The organism is Pseudomonas sp. S44, from assembly GCF_016624805.1.
GTDB classification, from domain to species: Bacteria; Pseudomonadota; Gammaproteobacteria; order Pseudomonadales; family Pseudomonadaceae; genus Aquipseudomonas; species Aquipseudomonas machongensis.
In genome coordinates, this window is sequence record NZ_JACVTY010000007.1 from 78,001 (window position 1) to 104,836 (window position 26,836).

The 26,836-nt window shown below is 64.0% G+C and carries 24 protein-coding genes and 1 pseudogene; 8 read left to right on the forward strand and 17 right to left on the reverse strand.

Annotated features, from left to right (window positions below; genetic code table 11):
- Window positions 1–14 precede the first annotated feature (14 nt).
- Window positions 15–1,889, reverse strand: a complete 1,875-nt coding sequence (locus tag IAE40_RS08055; RefSeq protein WP_112898963.1) for an MFS transporter — start codon at window positions 1,887–1,889, stop codon at window positions 15–17.
- A 268-nt stretch (window positions 1,890–2,157) separates the two neighbouring features.
- Between IAE40_RS08055 and IAE40_RS26035 the strand changes: the two are divergent.
- Both IAE40_RS26035 and IAE40_RS26040 read left to right on the forward strand, forming a co-directional pair.
- A pseudogene (locus IAE40_RS26035) lies at window positions 2,158–3,222 on the forward strand (methyl-accepting chemotaxis protein); the annotation flags it as partial.
- Window positions 3,214–4,077: a methyl-accepting chemotaxis protein gene (locus IAE40_RS26040; RefSeq protein WP_370671074.1), complete on the forward strand. Its 864-nt coding sequence runs from the start codon at window positions 3,214–3,216 to the stop codon at window positions 4,075–4,077. The pseudogene IAE40_RS26035 and the gene IAE40_RS26040, both read left to right, overlap by 9 nt.
- A 257-nt stretch (window positions 4,078–4,334) precedes the next feature.
- Here the strand turns inward: IAE40_RS26040 and IAE40_RS08065 are convergent, their stop codons facing one another.
- The 4 genes from IAE40_RS08065 to IAE40_RS08080 all read right to left on the reverse strand — a co-directional run bounded on the left by IAE40_RS08065 (window position 4,335) and on the right by IAE40_RS08080 (window position 8,677).
- Window positions 4,335–5,177: an amidohydrolase family protein gene (locus tag IAE40_RS08065; protein ID WP_442797453.1), complete on the reverse strand. Its 843-nt coding sequence runs from the start codon at window positions 5,175–5,177 to the stop codon at window positions 4,335–4,337.
- A gap of 16 nt (window positions 5,178–5,193) precedes the next feature.
- Entirely contained in the window at window positions 5,194–6,468 is a 1,275-nt protein-coding gene (locus tag IAE40_RS08070) for an MFS transporter (protein WP_153772812.1), read from the reverse strand.
- A 128-nt stretch (window positions 6,469–6,596) separates the two neighbouring features.
- Entirely contained in the window at window positions 6,597–7,328 is a 732-nt protein-coding gene (locus IAE40_RS08075) for a GntR family transcriptional regulator (protein WP_200602979.1), read from the reverse strand.
- A 209-nt stretch (window positions 7,329–7,537) separates the two neighbouring features.
- Window positions 7,538–8,677: a TDT family transporter gene (locus IAE40_RS08080; protein WP_200602980.1), complete on the reverse strand. Its 1,140-nt coding sequence runs from the start codon at window positions 8,675–8,677 to the stop codon at window positions 7,538–7,540.
- 163 nt (window positions 8,678–8,840) lie between these two features.
- On the opposite strand from IAE40_RS08080, the gene IAE40_RS08085 reads away from it, so the two are divergent.
- Window positions 8,841–10,025, forward strand: a complete 1,185-nt coding sequence (locus IAE40_RS08085) for an MFS transporter (protein ID WP_153772870.1) — start codon at window positions 8,841–8,843, stop codon at window positions 10,023–10,025.
- Between the two features lie 113 nt (window positions 10,026–10,138).
- The gene (locus IAE40_RS08090; protein ID WP_153772809.1) at window positions 10,139–13,615 is read left to right on the forward strand and encodes a hybrid sensor histidine kinase/response regulator; all 3,477 of its coding nucleotides are present in this window, start codon (window positions 10,139–10,141) and stop codon (window positions 13,613–13,615) included.
- On the opposite strand, the gene rmuC is transcribed toward IAE40_RS08090, so the two are convergent.
- Together rmuC and IAE40_RS08100 are read right to left on the reverse strand one after the other, a co-directional pair.
- Window positions 13,587–14,960, reverse strand: a complete 1,374-nt coding sequence (gene rmuC / locus IAE40_RS08095; protein ID WP_200603015.1) for a DNA recombination protein RmuC — start codon at window positions 14,958–14,960, stop codon at window positions 13,587–13,589. The genes IAE40_RS08090 and rmuC overlap by 29 nt on opposite strands.
- Before the next feature lie 168 nt (window positions 14,961–15,128).
- Window positions 15,129–15,551: a tetratricopeptide repeat protein gene (locus IAE40_RS08100; protein WP_153772807.1), complete on the reverse strand. Its 423-nt coding sequence runs from the start codon at window positions 15,549–15,551 to the stop codon at window positions 15,129–15,131.
- A gap of 955 nt (window positions 15,552–16,506) precedes the next feature.
- Here IAE40_RS08100 and IAE40_RS08105 point away from each other — a divergent pair.
- The 3 genes from IAE40_RS08105 to IAE40_RS08115 all read left to right on the forward strand — a co-directional run bounded on the left by IAE40_RS08105 (window position 16,507) and on the right by IAE40_RS08115 (window position 18,868).
- Window positions 16,507–16,731 carry a hypothetical protein gene (locus tag IAE40_RS08105; protein ID WP_054890933.1) on the forward strand — a complete coding sequence of 75 codons (225 nt, stop codon included), beginning with the start codon at window positions 16,507–16,509 and terminating at the stop codon, window positions 16,729–16,731.
- 246 nt (window positions 16,732–16,977) lie between these two features.
- Entirely contained in the window at window positions 16,978–17,460 is a 483-nt protein-coding gene (locus IAE40_RS08110; protein ID WP_197890668.1) for a hypothetical protein, read from the forward strand.
- A gap of 145 nt (window positions 17,461–17,605) precedes the next feature.
- The gene (locus IAE40_RS08115) at window positions 17,606–18,868 is read left to right on the forward strand and encodes an OmpP1/FadL family transporter (RefSeq protein WP_065862202.1); all 1,263 of its coding nucleotides are present in this window, start codon (window positions 17,606–17,608) and stop codon (window positions 18,866–18,868) included.
- 42 nt (window positions 18,869–18,910) lie between these two features.
- Here the strand turns inward: IAE40_RS08115 and IAE40_RS08120 are convergent, their stop codons facing one another.
- Entirely contained in the window at window positions 18,911–19,840 is a 930-nt protein-coding gene (locus IAE40_RS08120) for a LysR family transcriptional regulator (RefSeq protein WP_054890936.1), read from the reverse strand.
- A gap of 118 nt (window positions 19,841–19,958) precedes the next feature.
- Between IAE40_RS08120 and IAE40_RS08125 the strand changes: the two genes are divergently transcribed.
- Window positions 19,959–20,216 carry a DUF2798 domain-containing protein gene (locus tag IAE40_RS08125; protein ID WP_200602981.1) on the forward strand — a complete coding sequence of 86 codons (258 nt, stop codon included), beginning with the start codon at window positions 19,959–19,961 and terminating at the stop codon, window positions 20,214–20,216.
- 24 nt (window positions 20,217–20,240) lie between these two features.
- Here the strand turns inward: IAE40_RS08125 and IAE40_RS08130 are convergent, their stop codons facing one another.
- From IAE40_RS08130 to cobU, 9 genes are all read right to left on the reverse strand, one after another.
- On the reverse strand, window positions 20,241–20,792 hold the full coding sequence (locus IAE40_RS08130; protein ID WP_153772804.1) for a glutathione peroxidase: 552 nt from the start codon (window positions 20,790–20,792) through the stop codon (window positions 20,241–20,243).
- A gap of 41 nt (window positions 20,793–20,833) precedes the next feature.
- Window positions 20,834–20,956 carry a hypothetical protein gene (locus IAE40_RS25830; protein WP_256093865.1) on the reverse strand — a complete coding sequence of 41 codons (123 nt, stop codon included), beginning with the start codon at window positions 20,954–20,956 and terminating at the stop codon, window positions 20,834–20,836.
- Complete coding sequence (locus tag IAE40_RS08135; protein ID WP_151926334.1) at window positions 20,953–22,155, reverse strand: MFS transporter; 1,203 nt, start codon at window positions 22,153–22,155, stop codon at window positions 20,953–20,955. Before IAE40_RS08135 ends, IAE40_RS25830 begins: the two co-directional genes overlap by 4 nt.
- Before the next feature lie 63 nt (window positions 22,156–22,218).
- Window positions 22,219–22,623 carry a MarR family winged helix-turn-helix transcriptional regulator gene (locus IAE40_RS08140; protein ID WP_200602982.1) on the reverse strand — a complete coding sequence of 135 codons (405 nt, stop codon included), beginning with the start codon at window positions 22,621–22,623 and terminating at the stop codon, window positions 22,219–22,221.
- Between the two features lie 53 nt (window positions 22,624–22,676).
- Window positions 22,677–23,855, reverse strand: a complete 1,179-nt coding sequence (locus tag IAE40_RS08145; RefSeq protein WP_200602983.1) for a glycoside hydrolase family 5 protein — start codon at window positions 23,853–23,855, stop codon at window positions 22,677–22,679.
- Between the two features lie 106 nt (window positions 23,856–23,961).
- A complete protein-coding gene (locus IAE40_RS08150; RefSeq protein ID WP_200602984.1) occupies window positions 23,962–24,696 on the reverse strand; it encodes an adenosylcobinamide-GDP ribazoletransferase in 735 nt (244 codons plus the stop codon).
- Window positions 24,696–25,265, reverse strand: a complete 570-nt coding sequence (gene cobC / locus IAE40_RS08155) for an alpha-ribazole phosphatase family protein (RefSeq protein ID WP_112898973.1) — start codon at window positions 25,263–25,265, stop codon at window positions 24,696–24,698. The genes IAE40_RS08150 and cobC overlap by 1 nt, the downstream gene beginning before the upstream one ends.
- Window positions 25,262–26,317, reverse strand: coding sequence for a nicotinate-nucleotide--dimethylbenzimidazole phosphoribosyltransferase (cobT, locus tag IAE40_RS08160; protein WP_200602985.1), 1,056 nt, complete (start codon window positions 26,315–26,317; stop codon window positions 25,262–25,264). The genes cobC and cobT overlap by 4 nt, the downstream gene beginning before the upstream one ends.
- Window positions 26,314–26,835: a bifunctional adenosylcobinamide kinase/adenosylcobinamide-phosphate guanylyltransferase gene (gene cobU / locus IAE40_RS08165; RefSeq protein WP_197890652.1), complete on the reverse strand. Its 522-nt coding sequence runs from the start codon at window positions 26,833–26,835 to the stop codon at window positions 26,314–26,316. The genes cobT and cobU overlap by 4 nt, the downstream gene beginning before the upstream one ends.
- Window position 26,836 lies beyond the last annotated feature (1 nt).

Sequence of the window (26,836 nt, forward strand, 5' to 3'; positions counted from 1 at the left end):
CTTCCACCCTCCCCTCAACGCAAGTCGCCGCGCAAGGCACTGACTTCCTCGCGCAGCGCTTCAGGCTGGGCCGCCTCCACCGGGATGGCGGCACCCGCCACCAGGGTCACCCGCGACCACAGTCGACGCAGGAAGCCCTTGGCCGGATCACGGCTGAAGAAACTCCCCCACAACCCCTGCAACGCCAGCGGAATCACCGGCACCGGCGTCTCCTGGAGAATCCGGCTTACGCCACCCTTGAACACATCGATCTCACCATCGGCGGTCAGCTTGCCTTCCGGGAAGATGCACACCACCTCACCGGCCTGCAGGTACTCGGCAATGCGCGCAAAGGCCCGCTCGTACGTCGCCTCGTCCTCGCTGCGCCCGGCAATCGGGATGGCCCCGGCAGTGCGGAACACGAAGTTGAGCACCGGCAGGTTGTAGATCTTGTAGTACATGACGAAACGGATCGGTCGACGGATCGCACCGCCGATCAGCAGCGCATCGACGAACGACACATGGTTGCACACCAACAGCGCCGCCCCCTCGTCAGGGATACGATCGAGATCGCGATGCTCGACGCGGTACATCGAATGGCTGAGCAACCAGATCAGGAAGCGCATGGTGAATTCAGGAACAATGCGGAAGATGTAGGCGTTGACCGCAATGTTGAGCAGCGACACCACCAGGAACAGCTGCGGGATGCTGAGGTCGGCCAGGCTCAAGAGGACGATGGTGACGATCGCCGAGACCACCATGAACAGGGCATTGAGGATGTTGTTCGCGGCGATCACCCGGGCGCGCTGGTCTTCAGGCGTACGCGCCTGGATCAGGGCGTAGAGCGGCACGATGTAGAAACCGCCGAACACACCAAGCCCGACGATCGAGACCATGATCCACCAGGCCTGGCTCATGCCCAACAGGCTCAGCCAATCGTGCGGCGCAGCAGCGGCCGGCACGTCACCCGAATGCCACCACCAGAGCAGACCGAACAGGGTCAGGCCGAACGACCCGAACGGTACCAGGCCGATTTCCACCTTGCGCCCGCTCAGGCGTTCGCACAGCAGCGAACCAACGGCAATGCCCACCGAGAACAGCGTCAGCACCAGCGTGACCACGGTCTCGTCGCCGTGCAGCCAGTCCTTGGCATAGGCCGGGATCTGCGTGAGGTAGATCGCCCCGACGAACCAGAACCACGAGTTGCCGACGATCGAGCGCGACACCGCCGGGGTTTGCCCCAGGCCCAGGCGCAGGGTGGCCCAGGACTGCTTGAAGATATTCCAATCCAGCTTCATCTGCGGCGCCACCGCCGCCGCCCGCGGGATCCAGCGGCTGGCCAGGTAGCCGAGCACCGCAGTGCCGACGATGCCTCCGGCCACCACCGTGGCGTAGTTGCCCGAGGACATCATCACCCCGGCACCGATGGTGCCGGCCAGGATCGCCAGGAAGGTGCCCATTTCCACCAGCCCGTTGCCGCCGACCAGTTCGTCCTCGCGCAAGGCCTGGGGCAGGATCGAGTACTTCACCGGCCCGAACAGCGCCGAATGAGTGCCCATGGCGAACAATGTCAGCAGCATCAGCTCCAGGTGATCACTGAGAAAGCCCACCGCGCCGATCAACATGATCACCACTTCAGCCAGCTTGATCGCACGGATCAACGCATCCTTGGCGAACTTCTCGCCAAACTGCCCGGCCAGCGCCGAAAACAGGAAGAACGGCAGGATGAACAGCAGCGCGCAAAGGTTGACCCAGATCGAACGGTCGCCCTCCAGGCTGAGCTTGTAGAGGATCGCCAGGATCAGTGACTGCTTGAACAGGTTGTCGTTGAAGGCACCCAGCGACTGGGTGATGAAGAACGGCAGGAAGCGCCGCTTGCCGAGCAAGGTGAATTGCGAGGAATGACTCATCGTCCTTGTTCCTGAGAGGGCGTTGTCAATTGGAGGTCCGCTCATCGCGAGAAGCCACAAATCTGCACGCGATTGCCCACCTCTGGCAACAGGCCTGCGAAGCGCATCACGCCGACGAACCAATTAATGGCTATATGCCATTATTTTTTCTGCAACCCCTTTTCAGAATGTTGCAAGGCTGCCGATAATTCATATAGATGACTACATCCGGTAACAGGATCAGCCTTCGGCTCTCCTCCAACGCACAAGAAAAGGAGCACAGCAGCAGATGTTCACCTGGTTCGGCGATCTGAAGATCGCACACAAACTCGGGCTCGGTTTTGGCCTGGTCCTCGTGCTGACCCTGGCCCAGTCGCTGATCGGCTGGGACGCTTTGGGCAGCCTGGTGCGGCGCAGCGAAGTGGTCAGCGACGTCTCCGCACTCAACGATGCCCTGGGCGATCTGCGCGAGGCGCGCTTGCGCCACGCCATGTCCAATGGTGACGAAGAACAAGGCAAGGCGTTGCAGCAGACACTGGCGGCCTTCCAGGCACCCCTGGCGAAACTCCACGGCATCCTGCGCAACGCGACCAACCTGCAGACCCTCGACAAGGCCGAGCAGGCCCTGCAGGCCTATGCCCGCAACCAGGAACAGAGCCTGCAGTCGTACCGCACCATGCGCGCGGCGCAAAAGGAGATGGGTGGGCTTGCCACCCAGTCGTTCGCCACGATCGACAGCATCCGCAAGCAGGTCCGCGCGTTGCCCGATGCCGAACAGCGCTACGTGCGCAGCGAAGCGATCAACCAGATTCGCGAGAACCTGATCCTGCTGCGCTACCAGGTGCGTGGCTACACCGGCAACACCAACACCGACACCGAGCAGGCGATGAATGCGCAGATCGCCACCACGGTGAACGACTTGCCAGCCCTGACCGCGGCATTCAATGGCCAGTTCGCCGAGCAATTCCGCCAACTGAACGAACAGGTGCGCGCCTACGCCGCCGCCGTCGAGGCCTTCCGCGGCGAAACCCGCAAACTGATGGACTACCGCGCCAACATGGGCAATGACGTCGCGACCCTCAACACCCTGATCGGGCAATTGCTCGACAGTCAGGCAGTGGCCGTGGTCAATGACAGTCAGTTCGCCAAGACGCTGCAGTTCGCCACCACCGCCCTCGCCCTGCTGCTCGGTGCCCTGCTGGCGATACTGATCGCCCGGCAGATCAGCCAGCCGCTGCAAAGGGTGCTGCGCGCCATGGAGCAGGTGGCCGACGGCAACCTGGGCGAACAACCCAGCAGCAATCGCCGCGATGAACTCGGCCAGTTGCAGAACAGCCTGCATGGCATGACTGCCAAGCTGCGCCAGCTGATCGGCGGCGTGCGCGACGGCATCTCGCAGATTGCCAGTGCCACCGAAGAGCTCTCGGCGATCACCGCGCAGACCAGCGCCGGCGCCAGCAGCCAGCGCCAGGAGACCGACCAGGTCGCCACTGCGATGCAGGAAATGGCCGCCACCGTGCAGGAAGTGGCGCGCAATGCCGGCGAAGCCTCGGTGGCCGCCAGCGCCACCGATCTCGAGGCCCGCGAAGGCGACAGTGTGGTCACCCGCGCCGTGACCCAGATCGGCCGCCTGGCCAGCCAGGTCGACGCCACCAATGAGGCGATGGACGCCCTGCGCAACGAAAGCCAACGCATCGGCAAGGTGATGGACGTGATCAAGGCCGTGGCCGAGCAGACCAACCTGCTGGCGCTCAACGCCGCCATCGAGGCCGCCCGCGCTGGCGAGGCCGGTCGTGGCTTTGCCGTGGTCGCCGACGAGGTACGCAGCCTGGCCCAGCGCACCCAGGCCTCGACCGAAGAAATCGAATCGGCGATCAGCAGCCTGGAGCAAGGCACGCGCTCGGTCAGCGACCTGATGGAAGAAAGCCAGAGCCTGACCGAAAGCAGCGTGGCACTGGTACGCGAGGCCGGCGTTGCGCTGGAGGGCATCACTCAGCGGGTGTCGGGCATCCAGTTGATGAACCAGCAGATCGCCGCCGCCTCCGAGCAGCAGAGCGCCGTGGCCGAGGAGATCAGCCGCAGCGTGGTGACGGTGAGGGACATTTCCGAACAGACCGCCGAGGCCAGTGAGCAGACCTCGGTGTCCAGCGTCGAACTGGCACGGCTGGGTGGGCATTTGCAGCAGATGATCAGCCGGTTCCAACTCTGACAGCCCGAGCTCCCCTTGTAGGAGCGGGCTTGCCCGCGAAAAGCACACCGCGGTGCATGGGTATTCGCGAGCAAATCGCAGCGCCCCCGCTCCTACCCGACACCGCGCGCTACTTGCAGGAGCAACTGTCCTGCTCAAAATCGAGAGACCAGCCCAATCCCTGTAGGAGCGGGCTGGTCCCGCGAACACCGGCGTAGCCGGTGCCATGCATCGCGGTGTTCCTTTCGCGGGCAAGTCGGAGCGGCGAACCTGCGCCCCTACGCGAACCCGAACAACCCCCGCGCCGTGTCCACCAATAGCGCCCGACGCAACGACGCCGAGCAGCCCAGAGCATCGAACTGCTCGACCACCGCGGTAAAGCTCATCACCGATTCATGCTGGGTATGCGGCCAGTCGCTGCCCCACATCAACCGGTCCGCGCCATAGTGCGCCTCCAGAGCGCACAGGGCCTGGCGGGCGAAATCCAGGTTCTGCCCAGGCGAGCCGCCCAATCGATAGATCCCCGATACCTTCACCCATACCTTGCCCTGCCCGCCGAGGGTCAGCAGCTCGGCAAATCCCGGCTGCCCCAACCCCAGGCGCGCATCCGGCCTGCCGAAGTGATCGATCACGATATCCACACCATAGGGCTGCAAGGCACGCACCAGTGCCGGTATATCGGCCACCTGTCGATGCAGCTCGACATGCCAGCCCAGATCGCCGATCAGCTCCAGCAGTGGCCGCCAACCGGCGTCGCGCAGATCAGGCAGGGCCTGCCCCATCAGATTCAGGCGCACGCCGCGTACACCGAGGCGCGCCATCTGCTCAAGGGTGTCGCGCGCAACGCCAGGCTCGAGCATCACCACGCCGCGCAATTGCCTGGGCGCGGTTTGCAACGCCGCCAGCAGGTAGCTGTTGTCGGTGCCGAGAAAGCTCGGCTGCACCAGTACGCCATGGCTGAAACCGTGCCCGGCCAGCTGGGCCAGGTAGTCGCCCAGCGGCGCATCGTAGGTGGGTGCGTAACGGCGCTCCGCTGCCAGGTTCAGCCCACGGCTGAACACGTGGGCGTGGCTGTCGATCGCGGTGAACGGGGATACAGGGGTTTGCGGCATGATGCTCATTCGGGACGATTGAAGGTTACTTGGCGACCGCAACCGCAACCTGCGGCGAGACCGGGGCCTCGAGGTTGCGACCGCGGGTTTCCGGCAGACACAGTGCAGCGATCACCGCCACGCCGTAGGCGATGCCGGCATCGATGCCGATGGCGGCCCCCAACGACATGGATTCGCTCATGTGACCGACCAGGAACGGGAACACGGCCGACAGCACCCGGCCGAAGTTGTAGCAGAAGCCCACCCCGGCACCGCGCACATCGGCCGGGTACAGCTCGTTGAAGAACGCCCCCAGGCTCGCGGGAATGCCGGCGGCGAAGAAGCCCAGCGGGAAGCCGAGGAACAGCATCTGCGTGTTGCTCAGCGGGAAGAACACATAGGCCTGTACCGTCAGCACGCAGCACAGGGCGAACAACAGGATGTTCTTGCGCCGGCCAATACGATCGATGAGCAGGCCACTGACCACGCAACCACACCAGAAGGCGAAGATGATCACCGCCAGGTAGCCGCCGGAGTTGAGCACCGAGAGGTTGCGCTCGGTCTTGAGGAAGGTCGGCAGCCAGGTCATCACCGCGTGGTAACCACCATGGGCACCCAAACCCAGCAGCCCGCCCAGCAGGGTCACGCGCAGCAGTTCAGGACGGAAGATGCCGGCCATGGACTTGGTGAAGCTGACGGGAATGGCCTTTTCCTTCTGCAGGCGCTGGAAGCTGTCCGGCTCGGGTACGTTGCGCCGCACCCAGATGATCAGCAGCGACGGCAGCAGGCCGACGAAGAACATCACCCGCCAGGCGAACTCCTGCGGCACCAGCGAATAGATCAGCGCAAACAGGCCCACCGCCAGGCCCCAGCCCACGGCCCAGGCGCTCTGCACCGTACCCATGACCTTGCCGCGGTATTTCGGGTTGATGGTCTCGGCCATCAGCACCGCGCCTGCGGCCCACTCGCCACCAATGCCGAAGCCTTGCATGGCCTTGACGAACAGCAGCGGGTAGAAACCGGTGACGAACGCCGACAGGAAGGTGAAGAAGGAGAACCAGAGGATCATCCACTGCAGGGTACGCACCCGGCCGTAACGGTCGGACAACGTACCGCCAAGCCAGCCACCGATCGCCGAGGTGACCAGCGTCAGGCCACTGATCAGCCCGGCATCGCCCTTGGTCAGGGAAAACGCGGCGATCAGCGCCGGGATGGCCAGGCCGAACATCTGCACCTCAAGGGCGTCGAGCGACCAGCCACCAAAGCAGGCCCAGAACGTCTTGCGTTCGCGCGAGGTGATTTCGCGATACCAACTGAACATGATTTCTTATCCTTCTATGTCGTGTGTGCGAGGTCAGGGGCAGCCGGACGCACGCCGGCCAGGCAGGCAGAGCCACGGCACCGTGCTGGCACGGCGCCGGAAGTCACAACGGGGCGTGAAACGCCCGGTCAGCGAATATCGATGCGGTAGCGGAAGTGCTCGGCATGGCCGCGCGAACGGCGCCATTCCAACGGTTTGCCGGCGTAGTCACGGGCCAGACGCTCGATCACCACCACCGGGCTGCCCTCCGGCATCTGCAGCAGGCGCGCGTGAACGGCATCGACCGACTCGGCCGTGAGGGTCTCCTCGGCATAGGCCACCACCTGACCGCACAGCTCTTCGTAGATCGGGTAGAGCAGCGGGCCCTTGCGGTCCAGCTCGACCTCAAGCAATGGCTGGAACGTCTGCCGTGGCAGCCAGATTTCCTCGGCCAACACCGGCTGGGCACCGAGCAGACGCAGGCGCACGATGTGAATGACGTCGGCTTCCGGCGCCAAGCCCAGGGCACTGGCAACCGCCGAGGGCGCCGGGACTGGCTCGATGGACAGGATGCGGCTCTCGGGCACGGCACGTTCGCCGTTGGCCGACTCGAAGCGGAAGAAGCGGAACAGCGAGGAATGGAACTGCGGCCGGCGAATGAAGGTGCCGCGGCCTTGCTGGCGCTCCAGCACGCCCTCGGTCACCAGCACATCGACGGCCTTGCGTACGGTGCCGACCGACATGTCGAACTCGCTGGCCAGGGCCGCTTCGGTGGGAATGGCCTCACCGGGGCGCCAGCGGTTGTTGGCGATCTGCTCGACCATATGGTCGCGCAGCTGTTGGTAGCGGGGCAGACGCGCATCACCGGGCAGTGTGTTCATGGGGCCTGTCTCTCGTCTTGTTATATAAACATATATATGAATTTTTCCGAGAGTATTCCTGCTGCCCTGAACGCTGTCAATCCTCCGCCTATCGGCTTGAAAGCCACGGTGGCTTCTTCGCGGGTAAACCCGCTCCCACAGGTGCACAGCGTTCTTGAGCACTGCCAGGTAACCGGGGAGCGCGACCACCCACTAAAAGGTCAGCACATTCAACGATTTGCGATACAGGGCGAGGTGAACAGCTCACCACGCCAGGCGCCCTTGAGCGTGCGGCTCGCCACCACCAGCCAGAGCAGCGCCAGCATCACCACCAGCACCTGCCCGAATACCGTGAAGAAACCCAGGCCCAGCCAGGCCGCCAGCTTCAAGGTGGCGAGGCTGTACACCCCCAGCGGGAAGGTAAAACCCCACCAGCCCAGGTTGAATGGCATGCCCTGGCGCATGTAGCGCAGGGTGATCAGTACCGCGGTCAGCAGCCACCACAGGCCGGCTCCCCACAACACCATCCCGGCCACCAGCCCCAACCCGCGTGCCACTTCACCCAGGTTTCCCAGGCCATTGGCCGCGAACACTGTGGGCGCATCGCCGCCCAGCAGCAGCATGCCCAGCGCCCCGGTGCCGATCGGGCCCAGCGCCAGCCAGCTGGATGCGGCCATGTTGGCCGGCGGCAGCTTGTGCAGCGCCATGCGCAGCATGAGGATGGTCAGGATACTGAACGCCACCGGCAGCGAAACCGCCCACAGCACGTAGCTGGTCACCACCACCAGGAACTGCGCATGGACATCCGCCAGGTGCGGCGCCAGCAGGCCACCACTGGCCGCCGCCACCTCGGCCGCCACCACCGGCAGCAACCACACTGCAGTCATCTGGTCGATGCTGTGCTCCTGGCGGGTGAACATCAGATAAGGGATTGCCACGCCACACAGCAATGCCAGTGCCACGTCAACCCACCAGAGCGCCTCGACCCAAGGCACCACGCCGTCGCCCCAGCGCTCGAGGCCAAACACCAGCGCGCCATTGAGGATGGTCGCCAGGCCCATGGGGATGGTGCCGAAGAACATCGAGACCGTGGAGTGGGCGAAGATCCGCCGTGCCTCGTCGAAGAACAGCAGCCAGCGCGCGCCGTACAGGGCGCAGAACAAGATGAACAGGCCGATGGTCAGCCACCACAAACCCTCTGCCGCACCGTGCAGAGCCGGAATCTCCAATTGTCGCAAGGCCAGGGCCAGAACGCCGGTGCCCATGGTCGCGGCAAACCAGTTCGGAGTGAACTGACGGATCACTTCCAGCGGGCGGGCCAACTGGTGGAAGGGCCGCAAGGACGCAGCGCGAGTCTGTGGGCAGGTCATGGCAAAGATTCCTCGTGTAAGGTGGAATCATCTTATGCCTGCAAAGAATATCCATATAACGGTTATTTTCTCTATCTGTTATCTATTTTGCAGATATAGCGCAAGCCAGAGCCGGTGGCTTATGCTTGCTGCCTGCGACAACTCCAACAACAAGGACGTGGCAATGCTCGCCGCACTCAAACGCTACCCTTCCGCTGTCCGCCTGCTGCTGCTCACCACCTTCGTGCTGACCCTGGCGCGCGCGATCACCCTGCCCTATCTGGTCGTCTATCTGTCGGACAGCTTCCAGCTGTCGGTCAGCCATATCGGCCTGCTGATCGGCGGGGCACTGATCGTCGCCTCGTTGTTGAGCCTGTATGGCGGTCATCTGGTCGACACGCTGCGCAACCATACGGTGATCATCGTCGCAACCCTGGTGTTCACGCTGTCGTTCGCCGTCGCCATGTTCAGCCCCTCGGTGGCGCTGTTCTTCCTGTGCCTGGTGCTGATCAACCTCGCCCTGGCGGTGGTCGACATCGCCAGCAAGGCCGGATTCTGCGCCCTGCTGCCGGTGGAGGAGCGCGCCGAGGTGTTCGCCATCAAGTACACCCTCAGCAACATCGGCTATGCCGTCGGCCCGTTGCTGGGGGTGGCGCTGATCGAGCTCGATGGCCATCTGCCCTTCCTGGTCTCGGCGCTGATCGGCCTGCTCATGTGCCTGGTCTACCAGCGTCTGGGCGATCGGCAGTTACGCCCCAGCGAGCCGCAACTGCCCGGCGTCGGCTTCATGCAAGTGGCTATCGGGCTGGCGCGGGACCGGCGCCTGGTGTGCTTCACCCTGGGCGGCGCCCTCAGTGCAGTGGTGTTCGGCCAGTTCACCGCCTACCTGTCGCAATACCTGGTGGTGACGGCCCACGCCAGCGAAGCGGCGCGGTTGGTCGGGGTGCTGGTGACGACCAACGCCGTGACGGTGATCGCCCTGCAATACCTGATCGGCAGACGCATCAGCCGTCAGTACCTGATGCCCTGGCTGATGGCCGGGATGGCGCTGTTCGTCGCCGGGCTGCTGGGCTTCTCGCTGGCAGGCTCGGTGCTGGGCTGGTGCCTGGCAATGCTGGTGTTCACCCTCGGCGAGATCATCGTGATCCCGGCGGAGTACATGTTCATCGACCTGATCGCACCGGAGCATCTGCGCGGCGTCTACTATGGCGCGCAGAACCTCTCCAACCTCGGCGCGGCACTGGGGCCGGTACTGGTCGGGTTTGCCCTGGGGTATGTAGTGCCGGTGGCGGTGTTCTACCTGCTGGTGCTGTCGGTGCTGCTGGCGGCACTCTTCTATTACCTGGGGACGCGAGGGGCGAAGGTCTAGAGCGCCCCCTGCGACCACCTGCCACTGCGACCATCGTCTGCGCTGACGAACCCGCGCCCGCGTGCCAGACTGATTGATCGGGACCGCGTTTTCATTTTTGCTCCGGAGTTTGCATGTCGTTGTCCAGCGGGCTGATCGCCGTGGTCGCCCTGGCCTATATGGCCGTCATGTTCGCCATCGCCTTCTACGGCGACCGTCGCAGCACGCCGTTGCCGCCGCGCCTGCGCGCCTGGGTGTACAGCCTGTCGCTGGCGGTGTACTGCACCAGTTGGACCTTCTTCGGCGCCGTCGGCCAGGCGGCCGAGCAACTCTGGGCGTTCCTGCCGATCTACCTGGGCCCGGTGCTGCTGCTGATCTTCGCACCCTGGGTGCTGCAGAAGATGGTGCTGATCAGCAAGCAGCAGAACATCACCTCGATCGCCGACTTCATTGCCGCCCGCTACGGCAAGTCGCAGACGCTCGCGGTGGTGGTTGCACTGATCTGTCTGGTCGGCGTGCTGCCTTACATCGCCCTGCAGCTCAAGGGCATCGTGCTCGGCGTCAACTTGCTGATCGGGGCCACTCCCGACGCTACCGGCACCCGGGTGCAGGACACGGCGCTGGTGGTGTCGCTGGTGCTGGCGCTGTTCGCCATCGTCTTCGGCACGCGCAGCCTGGATGTCACCGAGCACCATCGCGGCATGGTGCTGGCCATCGCCTTCGAGTCCCTGATCAAGCTGCTGGCGTTTCTTGCCGTGGGCGCCTTCGTGGTGTTCAACCTGTATGACGGCTTCGACGACCTGTTCAGCCAGGCGCGCCAGTCGATCCACCTGGAAAGCTACTGGCAGGAGACGATCAACTGGCCATCGATGGTGGTGCAGACCGCCGTGGCGATGATGGCGATCATCTGTCTGCCGCGGCAGTTCCACGTCACCGTGGTCGAGAACATCGAGCCTCAGGACATGCGCCTGGCCCGCTGGGTGTTCCCGCTATACCTGGTGCTGGCGGCACTGTTCGTGGTGCCGATCGCCCTGGCCGGGCAGATGATGCTGCCAGGCACGGTGATCTCCGACTCCTTCGTCATCAGCCTGCCGCTGGCCGAAGCCCACCCGAGCCTGGCCCTGCTGGCCTTCATCGGCGGCGCCTCGGCCGCTACCGGCATGGTGATCGTCGAGGCGGTGGCGCTGTCGACCATGGTCTCCAACGACATGCTGCTGCCCTGGCTGCTGCGACGCACCAACGCCGAGCGCCCGTTCGAGGCGTTCCGCCACTGGATGCTCTCGGTGCGCCGGGTGGCCATCGTGGTCATCCTGCTGCTGGCCTACGTCAGCTATCGCCTGCTCGGCTCCACCGCCAGCCTTGCGACCATCGGCCAGATCGCCTTCGCCGCAGTCACCCAGCTGACCCCGGCGATGCTCGGCGCCCTGTACTGGAAGCAGGCCAACCGCCGCGGCGTGTTCGCCGGCCTCGCTGCGGGCATCTTCCTGTGGTTCTACACCCTGGTGCTGCCGATCGCCGCCCATAGCCTGGGCTGGTCGCTGCAGTTGTTCCCCGGCCTTGCCTGGCTGCACGGCAACCCACTGGACCTGCCGATCACCCCGCTGACACAAGGGGTGGTGCTGTCGCTGGCGGGCAACTTCATGCTCTTTGCCTGGGTCTCGATTCTGTCGCGCACCCGGGTTTCCGAGCACTGGCAGGCCGGGCGCTTCATCGGCCAGCAAACCAGCGCCCGCCCCAGCAGCCGCCCTCTGCTGGCCGTGCAGATCGACGATCTGCTCAACCTTGCCGCGCGTTTCGTCGGCGAGGAACGCGCGCGGCAGAGCTTCATCCGCTTCGCCTACCGCCAGGGCAAGGGCTTCAACCCCAACCAGAACGCCGACGGCGACTGGATCGAACACACCGAGCGCCTGCTCGCTGGCGTGCTCGGCACCTCCTCCACCCGTGCGGTGGTCAAGGCCGCCATCGAAGGCCGCGACATGCAGCTCGAAGACGTGGTGCGCATCGCCGACGAAGCCAGCGAGGTTTTGCAATTCAACCGCGCCCTGCTGCAAGGCGCCATCGAGAACATCAACCAGGGCATCAGTGTGGTCGACCAGAACCTGCACCTGGTGGCCTGGAACCGTCGATATCTCGAACTGTTCAACTACCCCGACGGGCTGATCAGTGTCGGCCGACCGATCGCCGACATCATCCGCTACAACGCCGAGCGCGGCCTGTGCGGCCCGGGCGAGGCGCAGGTGCACGTGGCGAGGCGCCTGCACTGGATGCGCCAGGGCCGGGCGCACACCTCGGAACGGTTGTTCCCCAACGGGCGGGTGATCGAACTGATCGGCAATCCCATGCCCGGCGGTGGCTTCGTCATGAGCTTTACCGACATCACCCCGTTCCGCGAAGCCGAACAGGCGCTCAAGGACGCCAACGAGGGCCTGGAGCAGCGCGTGGCCGAGCGCACACACGAGCTGTCGCAGTTGAACCAGGCGTTGTCGGAGGCCAAGAGCCATGCCGAGGCGGTCAGCCAGTCCAAGACCCGCTTCCTCGCTGCCGTCAGCCACGACCTGATGCAACCGCTGAATGCCGCGCGGCTGTTCTCCGCCGCCCTGTCGCAACAGGCCGAGGGCCTGAGTGAAGAGGCCCAGCAACTGGTGCAGCACATGGACAGCTCGCTGCGCTCGGCAGAGGAATTGATCAGCGACCTGCTGGACATCTCGCGCCTGGAGAATGGCAAGGTCACCCCCGACATCAAGCCCTTCGCGCTCAACGAACTGTTCGACACCCTGGGCGCCGAGTTCAAGGTACTGGCGGCCGAGAAAGGCTTGGAATTCCGCCTGCGCGGCAGCCGGCTGCAAGTCGCCAGCGACATGAAACTGTTGCGCCGGGTGCTGCAGAACTTCCTCACCAACGCCCTGCGTTACGGCAAGAGCCCGATCCTGCTGGGCGCTCGACGCGAAGGCGAGCACCTTTGGCTGGAAGTCTGGGATCGCGGTCCGGGCATTGCCGACGACAAACTGCAGGTGATCTTCCAGGAGTTCAAACGCCTGGACAGCCATCAGACCCGCGCCGAAAAAGGCCTGGGCCTGGGCCTGGCAATCGCCGATGGCCTGTGCCGGGTGCTCGGGCATCGCCTGGAAGTGCGCTCATGGCCAGGCAAGGGCAGCGTTTTCCGGGTCAGCGTGCCGATCGCCAGGCATCCGGTGGCAGCGCCCGCAGCGCCCGTGGAACCGGGCGGGCAACCGCTCGCCGGGCTGCAGGTGCTGTGCGTGGACAACGAAGACAGCATCCTGATCGGCATGAACAGCCTGCTCGGGCGCTGGGGCTGCCAGGTCTGGACCGCACGCAACCAGGCCGAGTGCGAGGCGCTGCTATTGAAGGGCATGCGCCCGCACCTGGCGCTGGTGGACTACCACCTGGACGACGGCGAAACCGGTACTGGCCTGATGGCCTGGCTACGCACGCGCCTGGGTGAACCCGTTCCAGGCGTGGTGATCAGTGCCGACGGGCGCAACGAAACCATCGCCCAGGTGCATGCTGCAGGGCTGGACTACCTGGCCAAGCCGGTCAAGCCCGCCGCCCTGCGTGCGTTGCTCAATCGGCATCTGAGCCTGGTTCAGTAAGCGTCGCATCGGCCAGCGCCTCATCCGACAGCGCACGCTCCAGCAGGTCGGCAGGCAAGCTCTTGCTGGCGCGCGCGCCCAGCAGCTTGAGCTGCTCGCTGCGGCTGATGAGGTTGCCGCGCCCTTCGCACAGTTTGTTGCGCGCTGCGGCGTAGGCCTTGTCGACCTGCTGCAGGCGCGCACCGAGCTCGTCCAGGTCCTGGATGAACAGCACGAACTTGTCGTACAGCCAACCCGCACGCTCGGCGATCTCGCGGGCGTTCTGGCCCTGACGCTCCTGCTTCCACAGGCTGTCGATGACCCTCAGGGTCGCGAGCAAGGTGGTGGGGCTGACAATGACGATCTGTCGGTCGAAGGCTTCCTGGAACAGGCCCGGCTCCGCTTGCAGCGCTGCCGAGAAGGCCGCTTCGATGGGTACGAACAGCAATACGAAATCCAGGCTGTGCAAGCCATCCAGCCGGCTGTAATCCTTGCTGGAGAGGCCTTTGACGTGACTGCGCAAGGACTGCACGTGCTGTTTGAGCGCCGCCTCGTCATTGCCGGAGACGAACTGTTGGTAGGCGGTGAGGCTGACCTTGGCATCGACCACCACCTGCTTGTCCCCCGGCAGCATGATCAGCACATCGGGCTGGAAACGCTCGCCATCGGCGCTCTTCAGGCTGACCTGGGTCTGGTACTCGCGGCCTTTCTCAAGGCCCGCATGCTCCAGTACCCGCTCGAGAATCAACTCGCCCCAGTTGCCCTGGGTCTTCTGGCCCTTGAGCGCCTGGGTGAGATTGGTGGCCTCATCAGACAGACGCAGGTTGAGTTGCTGCAGGCGCTCAAGCTCCTTGCCCAGCGAGAAGCGCTCGCGGGCCTCCTGCTGGTAGCTCTCTTCGACACGCTTTTCGAAGGCCTGGATGCGCTCCTTGAGCGGATCGAGCAATTGTCCCAGGTGCTGCTGACTGGTCTGGGCGAAGCGCTGCTCGCGCTCGTCAAAAATCTTGGTGGCCATCTCGGCGAACTGGGCACGTAGCGTATCGCGGGCTTCCTGCAAGTCGTCCAGGCGCTGGGCGTGGCTTTCCTGCTGCTCGCGCAGTTCGGCGTCCAGCCGCGCAGCCTGAGCCTCCAGGCGACGCAGTTCGGCTTCGCGGGTAGCGCGCTCCAGGTTCCAGGCATGGGCGGCATCGCGCGCGTTGTCGCGCTCGTTCTGCAACAGTTCCAGCTCGCGATTCTGCGCAGCAAGCGTCGCCTGTTTGTGGCTGTTGGCTTCGCTGAGGTCGCTGATCTCGTCGCGGCAGGCTTCGAGCTGCGCCTGCAGGCCAGCCTGGGCCAACTGCGCGGCACTCAGGCGTTCCTGCATCAGGCCGGTTTCGGTTTGGCGGGCGGCGAGCCGACGCTGGACCTGCAACACCCACCCCAGGCACGGCACCGCGGCAGCCACGATGCCCAATAGAATACTGGCCAGGTCCACTGCCATGCTTGCTCCGGTCAACGCTTAGATTGTGCGCAGCTTACAGGTTTTTTGCCGGTGCTATTGCACCGAAGGCAGCAGGCCAAGCAGCCGCCGCGCCTCCTGCGAACCCTGTCCCGCCGCCAGCTCCAGCCAGTACCGCGCTTGCTCGGGATCCTGCGCCTGGCACAACCGGCCATATTCGAGCTGAGCCCGACTGTCACCGGCGCGGGCGGCCTGGCGCAGCAGCTCATGGCCGATACGCCGATCCCGCGCAGTGCCACAGTCACGGCAGAGCATCTGCCCCAGGCGACTCTGCGCTACCACCACGCCCTGCCGGGCGGGTTGCTTGAGCATGCGCCCAGCGAGGTGCTTGACGCTGGGCTTGTCAGCCAGGCGCGGGTTGTCGAGCAGCCACAGGGCCACTTTCAGGGAAAAGCGCTTGGGAGAAACCAACGGCGCAATGGCGGGGGAACCGGCGGGGGATTTACCACGAAACTTCATGACAACAGCGATGGTGATTCGAGAGGCGCGCCACTCTACTCGATTTTTTCGACAAAGGCCCGGGGCAACATTGGGGCGTCGGAAAAAAAAATTTCATGGTTCTTTTCTTGACGTTTTCACCCCAGAGAAAGGCGGTAAGTATTTTCCATGGCTAGGTGTCGGACCCTTCCGAAAACAGCTGGCACGCCCGTCCTAGAGCAAGCCCTAGGGACAATCCACAGAACCTGTGGATAACTCGGTGGACAACCCCCCCTTGGCGCCCGCAAACCCCTGTGGAATGGGGCTTACAGTCAAACTGACGATTTTTTCACCAGCCTAAATAAGTGTTTTTTTTCATTGACTTAAGGGCTCAGTCAAGTCATTGGCGGCGTCCGGGGAAGACGTTGCAGAACAGTTACAAGTCATGCTCCAAGTGTGCACAAGTGCGCCAACAAAGTGCGCAGGCTCGCACCACGGCGGGAAAACAGCATCGTGTTACCGCAACCCATCCCTTCACAGATGCACCACGAACAGAGATAATGCTCGGCTTCGCTGAAGAAAATCAAAAAACGCTTGCCATGCCGCAAACCTTCCAGTAGTGTGGCCGCCGTTAGTACCAAGCTGAACGTCAATTCTGGCCGCAACGTCCTTGCGAATGGCCACCCTCCCCGGGTAGCACCGCTGAAACCAGGACCGGCCCACTCGATGATTCCCTCGACGGCAACAGCCGCTCCAGCACGAATCACCTAATGACAGATTGATCGGGATCTTCACCCAGTGGCCTCGAACCTGGTCCGTGGGATGCTGCCCGCCTTCCGAAGTACCTACCAGTCAGCCCGGCGCCTTACTTGTGCTTGCGCTACCTCTGGCTGCTCTGTTCCGGTCAGGTTTTTCGCCTCCCTTAATAAAGGCGTCACCGGAACGTTTCTATTGTGCACGGATCGAAACCCGTGTCTTGAGCAGGAAATCTAAAAAAATGACTAATCACCATCAGATCCAGCGCGCCTTCGGCACGCTTTCTCAGGCCTTCGCCCCACTGAAGTGCCTCATCGTTGCCCCTCGCAAGGGCAGCTTCAGCTTCACCCTGGTCGACGAACACGGCGTGGCCTGCCACACCGAGCGCCTGTATCCAGAGCAATACACCCACGCAGAGCCGCTGCAGGCGGTGATCGATCGCACCCGCCAGTCGTTGGTCGCATGAATGAATGGGTGAGGATTCACCCCATGAATGACCGCCCCTGATTGCTGCCCGAAACGCTCTTTGCTTAATTGCCACAAGGCATATGGCAGAGGCGCTGCGGCAGCAATCGATTTAAAAACAGCCCTTTACACCATGATTATCACACTACACTTCAACTCGAGCGGTGCGAGCCGCTTCCGGCGGGCCTGATCATCCATTAGCTGCCAAGCTCCAGCGCCCGTCGGCCCCTGACAGTTCGAGGGCATCATGGGTATCGCTGCGAACGAGTTGAGTCAATATGTGATCCGCCCCACGCTGATCTACCTGGATCGCCATAGCGCGAGCGCCGAAGCCTTGCTGCTGGGCGTCGCAGCTAGCGAGTCCAGCCTTGGAGCAGCCCTGCATGACCGTCGCGGTCACGGCTTGTACAGGATCGGCGAGACGCGCCATCAAACCCTCTGGGACGATTACCTGGCCCGCGATCCCGAGCTGGCAAGCCTGGTCCGCGGGCTTGCCAGTCAGCATGCCTTCCTTGGTGGCCCGCACCTGGAGCTGACGGTCAACCTGCGCTATGCCACCGCCATCGCCTGGATGCTCATCGAAGAACAGGCCACGCCTCTACCCGCCCCCGACGATCTTCTAGGGCTCGCACGAATCTGGCGACAGACCTTCCACCCCCAGGGACGCCTGCGCGACTTCACGCAGGCCTGGCACTGCTGGGTAAATCCGATAATGTCCCAGGCATCTTAAGAACCGTCCTACAAGCAAACCGGAAAAAAGGGAATTTTGGTCGGATTGTCCTACAAAACCGCTCTATCTCCGCCGATACAGGCTATGGCGTAGTGCGTGATTTGTTGGTAGCTTTTCGCCCCGGAGATCCCAAGGAGTTCTAATAATGAAAACAGTCATGCTCAAAACCTCTCTCGGCGTCGCTATCGCGCTCGCTTCCAGCCAACTGTTCGCCAGCGGCTTCGCCCTCAACGAACAGAGCGTCAGTGGCATGGGGACAGGTTTTGCGGGTCGTTCTTCCTCTGCCGACGATGCCAGCACCATTTACGGAAACCCTGCCGGCATGTCGCGCCTCAAGCGCGAACAGATCACCGTAGGCGGCGCAGCCGTCATCGCCAAGACCGACATTTCCGGCCGCGGCAGCAACCTGGGCGGGAAAATGGACGGTGACATGGTGCCGTTCGTAGGCGTGCCCATGGGCTACTACGTCAAGCCAATCGACGACCACTGGAGCCTGGGCTTCGGCGTCTACGTGCCCTTCGGCCTGGTCACTGACTACGGCAGCAACCACGCGGCACGCTACTGGGGCAAGAAGAGCCACGTCGAAGTGGTCACCTTCCAGCCGACCGTCAGCTACGCCTTCAACGACAAGGTGTCGATCGGTTTCGGCCCGACCATCAACCGTATCGAGGGCGAACTGGGTTCGAGCACCATCAACCCGCGCTCCCCTGGCCGCAACGATGGCGAAGTGAAGATCAAGGGTGATGACACCGCCGTTGGCTACAACATCGGTATCCTGGTCCAGGCCACCGACCGCACCCGCCTCGGCCTGACCTATCACTCGATGGTCGACTACAAGCTCGAAGGCAAGACCAAGATCAACAACGCGTTGATCGGCCCGTTCAGCGGCAGCAAATTCGACGCCGACCTGAAGATCAAGACGCCCGAGTCGGTGGACTTCTCGGTCACCCACGAACTCGACGACCAGTGGACCCTGTACGCAGGCAGCACCTGGACCCGTTGGAGCCGTCTGAAGGACATCACCGTCACCAACGACGTCCCTGCACCGCTGGCCGGCCAGTTCGGCACCATCAGCGAAGAGCAGAACTGGCACGACACCTGGGCTCACGCCATCGGTGCCTCGTACAAGGTGAACAAGGAGTGGACCCTGCGCACCGGCTTCACCGTCGACCAGTCGCCGACCAATAACCACGACCGCTCTCCGCGCATCCCTACTGGCGATCGCAAGATCTTCAGCCTGGGTGCCGGCTATAGCCCGACCGACGACGTGACCATCGACGTGGCCTACTCCTACCTGTGGGAAGAGGACACCAAGGTGAACCTGGCCAGCGCCACCAAAGGCACCTACCAGGCCAAGTACGAGAACAGCGCTCACGGCATCGGAGCGTCGCTCACCTACCGCTTCTGAGTGGGTTCAAGCTGCAAGAAAAACCGCCTTCGTGGCGGTTTTTCATGCCTGCACGCGCCAATGCTCCCCAAGGCTCGCCTGCAGGTACTCCATGAATACCCGAACTTTGGTGGTCATGGCAAAGCGATCGGCCACGCACAGGAACACATCCATCGGTTCGGTCTGCGCATAGGCCTCGCCGGGTTGGGCAGAGTCGAACAACGGCACCAACTGACCGCTGTCCAGGTGCGGACGCACAAGGAACTCGGCCAGGCGCGTCACCCCACCATCGTTGAGCGCCATTTCCGCCAAGGCCTCGATGTCGTCGCTGATCAATACATTGTCGAACTCCGCCTCGAAGCGCATGCCATCACGCACAAAGCCCCAGCGCAGCAGGCGACCATCGACCGGATAACGCAACACCAGGCAGCGATGATCACGCAGCGCCTCGGGCGTGGTGGGTCGGCCAGCCCTGGCCAGATATCCCGGCGAGGCGCAACAGATGAACGGAATCCGGGCGATATGTCGCGCCAGCAGATGATCTTCCAGCTGCGGCGTAATACGCAGACTGACATCGACATCTTCGCGGGCATGACTGACCCGGCGATCACTCGCAACCATTTCTATCGAAAGCAGCGGATAGCGCGCACTGAAGGCAGGAATCAGGGGCGCCAGGATGCGGCGCCCGAACGCCGATGAGGCGGCAATGCACAAGCGCCCCTGCGGCTCGGTATCGGGGGTGGTGACCTCCTGTTCGGCCAGGATCAGGTCACGTTCTACATGCTTGACCCGGCTGTAATACTGGCTGCCAGCAGGCGTGAGCGCCATGCTGCGCGTGCTGCGCGACAGCAGACGGACCTGCAGGTGCGCCTCCAGGCGCGCCAGGTTCTGGCTGACCGCTGCCGCACTCAGGCCCAGTGTGCGCGCTGCACCGGCAATGCTGCCAGCCTCGACGACCTTGATGAAACTGCGGATGGCATTGAGCAGATCCATGGCTGCGCTCTTGGGATTCGTAAGAATCTCTTTATAAAGAACTCAACCCGGCTGGTCTACAGCGCACAACTGACCATTGTTAACCTGCGCTTCTCATGTCCAACCGAGAGGCGCCCTCATGACTCCTTTGTCCCAACCCCGCCGTCGCAAGCTGCGCGCCAGTGCCACACCCTATGTCTTCGCCTTCTACATGTCGGCGATCATGGCGATGCTGATGTGCTTCGTGATCACCGCTGCCACGGCCGGCATCGACCAAGGCTACTTGCGCAAGGTGCTCCAGGCCTACCAACTGGCGATGCCGGTGGCGTTCGTCTGCGTGCTCATGGTGCGGCCCGTGGTGATGCGCCTGGTGGCCATCACCGTGCATCCGCACTGACCGCCCGCATGAGACAGCACCGCATCAGGGCTGCGAAGCTATGGCCTTCTCGATAGCCGCCCGGAACGCCGGATCATCCGGCTTGGTCAGGCTGGAAAAATTGCCGATCACCTTGCCTCGCCGGTCCACCACGTACTTGTAGAAATTCCACTTGGGTGCACTGCTCTGCTTTGCCAGCTCGACGAACAGCGGGATCGCATCCTTGCCGCGCACCGGCTGAGTCTTGGTCATGGTGAAGGTGACACCGTAGTTGGCGTAGCAGACCTTGGCAGTCTTCTCGCTGTCGGCATCTTCCTGCTTGAAGTCGTTGGAGGGCACGCCGAGCATTTCCAGCCCCTGCTCGTGGTACTCCTTGTAGGCAGCCTCCAGCCCCTCGAACTGCGGCGCGAAGCCGCAGTAGCTGGCGGTATTGATCACCACCAGCGGCTTGCCAGCGTACCGCTGGCACAGATCGACCTGGCCCTTGCCGCGTAGCTCCGGCAGGCTGCCTTGCAGCAGCGCCGGACAATCGGCGGCCCAGCTGGAGGAAGTGGCCGCCAAAGCGAGCAAGGGTACTGCGAGCCAACGCGTAAGCATGTTCCCAATCTCCTACAAGACAATTCCTTGCAGGGTAGCGCTTAACAAACGCCCATGCCCAGCTGCATCAATGCCAATCCGCCCTGATGCCAGCCCCACCAGGCGAGCGCCAGCACCAGCAGCGCACCCGCTACCAGCAGCCCGCGCAGCAAGGAGCGGTTCATGCCGCCTTGGCCTGCAGGCGCGCAACCGGGCGTTCGCGCACCGGCCAATTGAGGGCCGCCGCCAGCAGGCTGAGCAGAATGGAGATCTGCCAGACCAAGTCATAGCTACCCGTGCGGTCATACACCACCCCGCCCAGCCAGCCACCGAGGAAGGCGCCGAGCTGGTGGAACAGGAACACGATGCCCCCCAGCATCGACAGGTTACGCACCCCGAACAGGGTCGCCACCGTGCCGTTGGTCAGCGGCACCGTCGACAACCACAACAGGCCCATGGCGATGCCGAACAGGTAGGCGCTGAATTCGGTCACCGGTGCCCACAGGAACAGCACGATCACCACCGCCCGCAGCAGATACAGGCTGGTCAGCAGACGCGGCTTGGACATGCGCCCGCCCAGCCAGCCGGCGGTGTAGGTGCCGACAATGTTGAACAACCCGACCAGTGCCAGCACCGTGGTACCGATGGTCGCCGGCAAGTGCTGGTCGACCAGATAGGCCGGCAGGTGCACACCGATGAACACCACCTGGAAGCCACAGACGAAAAAGCCCAGGGCCAGCAACCAGAAACCGGAGTGCGAGCACGCCTCGCGCAGTGCCTGGCCCAGCGTCTGCTCGCCGCCTTGACTGGGTAGCGGCCGATCACGCAGCAGCCCGACGAAAGGCACGATCAGCGCCACCATCAAACCCAACACCAGCAACGCTGCCGACCAGCCCAGCCACTGGATCAGCCCAAGCGTACCCGGCAGCATGGCGAACTGGCCGAACGATCCCGCCGCGCTGGCAATACCCATGGCCATGCTGCGTTTCTCCGGCGGCACCGCACGGCCAACCACACCGAGGATTACCGAGAACGAGGTACCGGAAAGCCCGATGCCGATCAGCAAGCCAGCACTCAGCGACAACGACCAGATCGAATCGGCCATGCCCATCAGTACCAGGCCGGCAGCGTAGAGAATGCCGCCAATGATCACCACCCGCGCCGCGCCCAGGCGATCGGCCAGCGCGCCGGCGAACGGCTGGGCCAATCCCCAGATCAGGTTCTGCAGGGCAATGGCGAAGGCGAAGACTTCGCGCCCCCAGCCAAAATCCGCGCTCATGGGGGCCAGGAACAGGCCAAAGCCATGTCGCACACCCAGCGACAGCGCCAGGATCAGCGCCGCCCCGAGCAGCACCCAGCCACTGGTTCGCCAAACAGAAGTCATTGTTGTTGTCTCCTAGCCATCGCAAGGTTTGTGCGGGTATATACCCGCTTTATAGGGCACATTTCAGGCCAAACGCTCCAGCAAGCGAACCAGTTCATCGCGCTGACTCTCGCCCAGATGCTCGACCAACTGTAGCTGAGCCTGCTCCCAGGCAGGATGTGCGGCAGCCAGGCACGCCTTGCCTGCTTCGGTCAGGCACACCAGGCGATTGCGCTGGTCGCTGCCTTCGCCGAGCGACACCAGCCCGTCAGCTTCCAGCACCCGCAGGTTGCGGCCCAGGGTACTGCGATCCAGGCCCATGGCCTCAGCCAGGCTGGTAATGCTCGGCTGATCAAGCCGTTGCAGATGACGCAACAGGGAAAACTGCGCGACATTTATCCCGAAATCCGCCAAGGCTTCGTCGTAATGTCGGCTCACCCCACGGGCGGCACGACGTAGATGGGTGCAGATGCATTCACTGGTCAACATAAATGCGTGTATATACCCGCACCTTGGATGTTGCAAGAAGTTTCTGCGCCTGCTCAGGGCTGCAAGCGACGACGGATTGGCTCGAATGCCTCGCTGGCATGACGTACCAGCGGATCGGGCGCTCCCTCATCGATGGCTTTCCAGTAGCGCCATGGCACCTTATCGGTACCCAGCTCGTAGTCCATGCCATCCCAGCTGTCCTCGCGAAAACTGTAGAAAGCCCAGTGCAGGCGCTCACGCACGAGCACTTCCAGAACGTCCTCCAGGTAGCGATGACAGCCCGGCAGGCGGCGCATGCAGCCGAACTCACCGACCACCAGGCGTGAACGCGGGACCCGCATGGCCTCGGCCCATTGCAGCGGAAGTTGCAGGTACTGTGCTACCCGCGCCGCATCCCAGTGCTCGTCGCGCCCCGCGAAAGGCACCCTGCCCGGGTATTCGAACGGCCGCTTGCGCGCCATGTTCGGCGCACTGGTGGCAGCGTAGGGTTCGTACATATGCACGCTGTACAGCACACGCGCATCTGCCAGCGGCCTTGGCCAATAGCCGAAAGCATCGGCTGCGGCATACCAGCCGGCATCGACCATCACCGGGGTCTTGTCGTCCACCGCCCGGATCGCTGCCAGCAGCTTGGCCGACAGTGCCGGCAGGTCACGCAACCCGCCCTGCTGTCGCGCATACCAGGCCTTCATCTGGTCTTGCGAGGCATGCTCCGGCAGGCCACCCTGCTTTTCCGGGGCCGGCTCATTGACCAGGTTGTAGGCTGCGACTGCGGGATGATCCTTCAGCGCCCCTGCCAGATCGCGCCAGAAGGTAGCGGATTGCTGCCAGTAAAGCTTGTCCTGCCACAACCTATCGTCGAACTGGCCATGGTTATTCTGCGACCAGCGCATGCCAGGCAGCGAAAGCGGTGCAATGACCACCTTGAGCCCGGCCTGCTGGGCGCGGTCCAGCACCTGTTTCAACTCAGCGAGGTCGGCGGCGACAAGACCGTCGTAGTGGTCGGCATCTCCTAGAAGGAAGTCCCTGCCGGCAGGCCTCCACTTGTCGTAGGAAAGCCGCACCCAGGTGGCACCGTAGGCTTTCAGGGCATCGAAATAGGCCTGATCCGGCGGCAGGCGGTTGAAGCTGTTACCGCCATGGCGGGGGGTGTTCCAGAAGTCGATCAGGTCGGCTGCCAGGGCCGGCAGCGGTGCCAGCGCCAGCAGGCCAGCGAATATCCAGTGACGCATCGGGGCGACTCCTGACAAGGCGAAGGGATAGCGAGCGTATCCCCGTCACCAACAAGACGTTTCGCCAATGAGTGAAGGATATTTCTGGATCGATCGTCCGCGATCATCAACCCAGCAGCGCCAACCCCAGCACCACGCCCAGTTCCAGCAACTCCAGCAGTGCACCCGCAGTGTCACCGGTGGTCCCGCCCAATCGGCGACACATCTGCCGCCGCAAGAACGCAAAGACCAGCGCTGCCACCAGCAGTAGCCATAGCGCCAGCCAGCCACCCAACACCAGACAGGCCAGCGCACTGCCCAGCAGTACCCAGCCCGCCGCACGCCTGGGCAGGTGTTCGGCCAGTGCCGAGCCCAGTCCCCCGGCACGCACATAAGGTGTACAGAGGAACAAACCGAGCATCGCAGCCCGCCCGACCACTGGCGCCAGAACCAGCCAGGCACCCGCGCCACGCTCGACCAGCACCCACAGGGCACAGAACTTCAGCAGCAGCACCAACACCAGGGTGACCACGGCAATCGGGCCACTGCGCGGGTCTTTCATGATCTGCAAGGTGCGCTCGCGATCGCCGAAGCCACCCAACCAGGCGTCGGCACTGTCGGCCAGGCCATCCAGGTGCAGGGCGCCGCTGAGCAGCACCCACAAGGCCAGCAGCAGTGCAGCCTGCAACGGTGCCGCAACGCCCTGCAGCAGCGCGCTGGCAGCCCACAACAGCAGGCCGAACAGCAACCCGACTGCCGGGTAGAACAGCAGCGAACGGCCCATCTGCCGCGGCTCCGGCATGCCCGGCAGGCTTACCGGCAGGCTGCTGAGAAACTGCAGGGCAATCCAGAACGGCAGCATCAAACCACCTCACGCAACTGGCCATCGGCCTGCAGCGCCAGACGCATCAGCGCAGCGTGCCGCACCTCGACCTGCAGCAACTGCTCGCGCGGCAATCCACGGGCGCGGGCCAGCAACAGGCGCATGACACCGCCGTGGGTTACCAGCAGAACGCGCTTGCCGGAGTGTTGCCGGGCCAGGGTTTCGACCGCTGTCAGCACACGCTCGGCGAAGTCGGCCACCGGCTCGCCTGCAGGCGGCGTGAAGGCGTAGGGGTCGGCCCAGAAACGCCCCAACGCGTCCGCTTCGGTCTGCATGATCTGCGCCGCGCTGCGTCCTTCCCACTCGCCAAAGTGCAGCTCGCGCACACCCGCTTCCAGTTGCACCGGCAGTTGGAGACTTGCGCCCAGTTCGTCGGCGAAACGTGCGCAACGCTGCAACGGCGAACTGACCAGCACATCCCAAGGCCCACCCACCGCGACAGCCGCGCGCATCTGCGCCCAGCCTTGCGCGGTCAGGGCGTCGTCCAGGCTGCCGCGCAAGCCGCCGCCCAGTTCGGTCTCACCATGACGCAGCAGATCGAGGATCATGCCGGACGATCCGCCACCGCCGCTTCGGCGAAGGTCGCCATCTGCCCGTGCAGGGCGCAGGCCAGGCGCATCAGCGGCACCGCCAGCGCAGCACCGCTGCCCTCGCCCAGGCGCAGCCCGAGGGCCAGCAACGGTTCGGCCTGCAGCGCCTCGAGCAAGGCGCGATGCCCAGGCTCGGCGCCCTGGTGGGCGAACAGCAGCCACTGGCGACACTGCGGATTGAGGCGTACGGCAACCAAGGCCGCCACGCTGCAGATGAAGCCGTCGACCAGCACCGCGACCCCACTCTGCGCGCAGGCCAGGTATGCACCCGCCAGCGCCGCGATCTCGAAACCACCGACGCAGGCCAATGCCCGCAGCGGGTCAGCGTTCTGCAGGCCATGCAGTGCCAGGGCTCGCTCGATCACCTCGGCCTTGTGCCGCACGCCGGCACTGTCGAGCCCAGTACCCGGGCCGCTCAGGGCATCGGCCGGGCACCCCAGCAATGCGCTGGCCAGGGCTGCCGCTGCCGTGGTGTTGCCAATCCCCATCTCGCCACCGATAAACAGCTGTGCGCCCTGGCCTGCGGCGCGCAAGGCACTGTCGCGCCCGGCCCCGAGCGCGGCGCGCAGTTGCGCGTCGGTCATCGCCGGCTGGCGGGCGAAGTTGGCAGTGCCGGCGCCCAGGCGCAGGTGATGCACGCCCGGCAGTTGCAGTTCCGGGTCGATGGTCCCCAGGTCGACCACGTCCAGCGTCGCCTCCAATTGACGCGCCAACACACTGATCGCCGCCCCACCGCCGACGAAATTGCGCAACATCTGGCCAGTCACAGCCTGGGGATAGGCGGAGATACCCTCCTCCACCACGCCATGGTCACCGGCAAACAAGCCGATCGCCACGCGCTCGAGGGTCGGACGCTCGCGACCTTGCAGGCCGGCCAGGGTAATCGCCAGCGCTTCCAGTTGGCCCAGCGATCCGGCGGGCTTGGTCAGTTGCTGCTGACGGGTGCGCGCCTGCTCCATGGCATCGTTGTCGAGGGGTTGGCAGGCATCGAGCCACCAGGAGGTGTTCATAGAGCAGGTCCTTTGAGCATGAGAGGAAGGCCGGCAACCGTGAGCACCACGCGCTCACAGCGTTCGGCCACCGCCTGGTGCAGCCAGCCGGCCAGGTCGACGTAACGGCGGGTCAGCTCGCCCATGGGCACCACGCCCAGGCCGGTTTCGTTGCTGACCAGGATCAGCGTGCCGGGCAGGCTGGCCAGGCAGTCGAGCAGCGTGTCACGCTCCTCGACCAGGCGCTGCGGGTCATCGAGCATCAGCAGATTGGTCAGCCACAGGGTCAGGCAATCCACCAGCAGGCAACGCCCTACGTCTGCTTCGGCGCGCAGCACGCGGGCCAGGGCCAGAGGCTCTTCGATCAGCCCCCAGTCAGAAGGCCGGCGCTCGCGGTGCAGGCGCACGCGTTCATTCATCTCGCCGTCCAGCGGCTCGCTGGTGGCGATATAGGTGACCGGCAAACCACTGGCCACGGCCAGTTGCTCGGCCAGGCGGCTCTTGCCCGAGCGGGCACCACCGAGGATCAGGTTGCGCATC

Bases quoted from the DNA above. Each gene is read 5' to 3' on its own strand.
- IAE40_RS08055 (WP_112898963.1), bottom strand. From the start codon at position 1,889: ATGAGTCATTCCTCGCAATTCACCTTGCTCGGCAAGCGGCGCTTCCTG.
- IAE40_RS26040 (WP_370671074.1), top strand. From the start codon at position 3,214: ATGACTGCCAAGCTGCGCCAGCTGATCGGCGGCGTGCGCGACGGCATC.
- IAE40_RS08065 (WP_442797453.1), bottom strand. From the start codon at position 5,177: ATGAGCATCATGCCGCAAACCCCTGTATCCCCGTTCACCGCGATCGAC.
- IAE40_RS08070 (WP_153772812.1), bottom strand. From the start codon at position 6,468: ATGTTCAGTTGGTATCGCGAAATCACCTCGCGCGAACGCAAGACGTTC.
- IAE40_RS08075 (WP_200602979.1), bottom strand. From the start codon at position 7,328: ATGAACACACTGCCCGGTGATGCGCGTCTGCCCCGCTACCAACAGCTG.
- IAE40_RS08080 (WP_200602980.1), bottom strand. From the start codon at position 8,677: ATGACCTGCCCACAGACTCGCGCTGCGTCCTTGCGGCCCTTCCACCAG.
- IAE40_RS08085 (WP_153772870.1), top strand. From the start codon at position 8,841: ATGCTCGCCGCACTCAAACGCTACCCTTCCGCTGTCCGCCTGCTGCTG.
- IAE40_RS08090 (WP_153772809.1), top strand. From the start codon at position 10,139: ATGTCGTTGTCCAGCGGGCTGATCGCCGTGGTCGCCCTGGCCTATATG.
- IAE40_RS08100 (WP_153772807.1), bottom strand. From the start codon at position 15,551: ATGAAGTTTCGTGGTAAATCCCCCGCCGGTTCCCCCGCCATTGCGCCG.
- IAE40_RS08105 (WP_054890933.1), top strand. From the start codon at position 16,507: ATGACTAATCACCATCAGATCCAGCGCGCCTTCGGCACGCTTTCTCAG.
- IAE40_RS08110 (WP_197890668.1), top strand. From the start codon at position 16,978: ATGGGTATCGCTGCGAACGAGTTGAGTCAATATGTGATCCGCCCCACG.
- IAE40_RS08115 (WP_065862202.1), top strand. From the start codon at position 17,606: ATGAAAACAGTCATGCTCAAAACCTCTCTCGGCGTCGCTATCGCGCTC.
- IAE40_RS08120 (WP_054890936.1), bottom strand. From the start codon at position 19,840: ATGGATCTGCTCAATGCCATCCGCAGTTTCATCAAGGTCGTCGAGGCT.
- IAE40_RS08125 (WP_200602981.1), top strand. From the start codon at position 19,959: ATGACTCCTTTGTCCCAACCCCGCCGTCGCAAGCTGCGCGCCAGTGCC.
- IAE40_RS08130 (WP_153772804.1), bottom strand. From the start codon at position 20,792: ATGCTTACGCGTTGGCTCGCAGTACCCTTGCTCGCTTTGGCGGCCACT.
- IAE40_RS25830 (WP_256093865.1), bottom strand. From the start codon at position 20,956: ATGAACCGCTCCTTGCTGCGCGGGCTGCTGGTAGCGGGTGCGCTGCTG.
- IAE40_RS08135 (WP_151926334.1), bottom strand. From the start codon at position 22,155: ATGACTTCTGTTTGGCGAACCAGTGGCTGGGTGCTGCTCGGGGCGGCG.
- IAE40_RS08140 (WP_200602982.1), bottom strand. From the start codon at position 22,623: ATGTTGACCAGTGAATGCATCTGCACCCATCTACGTCGTGCCGCCCGT.
- IAE40_RS08145 (WP_200602983.1), bottom strand. From the start codon at position 23,855: ATGCGTCACTGGATATTCGCTGGCCTGCTGGCGCTGGCACCGCTGCCG.
- IAE40_RS08150 (WP_200602984.1), bottom strand. From the start codon at position 24,696: ATGCTGCCGTTCTGGATTGCCCTGCAGTTTCTCAGCAGCCTGCCGGTA.
- cobC (WP_112898973.1), bottom strand. From the start codon at position 25,265: ATGATCCTCGATCTGCTGCGTCATGGTGAGACCGAACTGGGCGGCGGC.
- cobT (WP_200602985.1), bottom strand. From the start codon at position 26,317: ATGAACACCTCCTGGTGGCTCGATGCCTGCCAACCCCTCGACAACGAT.
- cobU (WP_197890652.1), bottom strand. From the start codon at position 26,835: ATGCGCAACCTGATCCTCGGTGGTGCCCGCTCGGGCAAGAGCCGCCTG.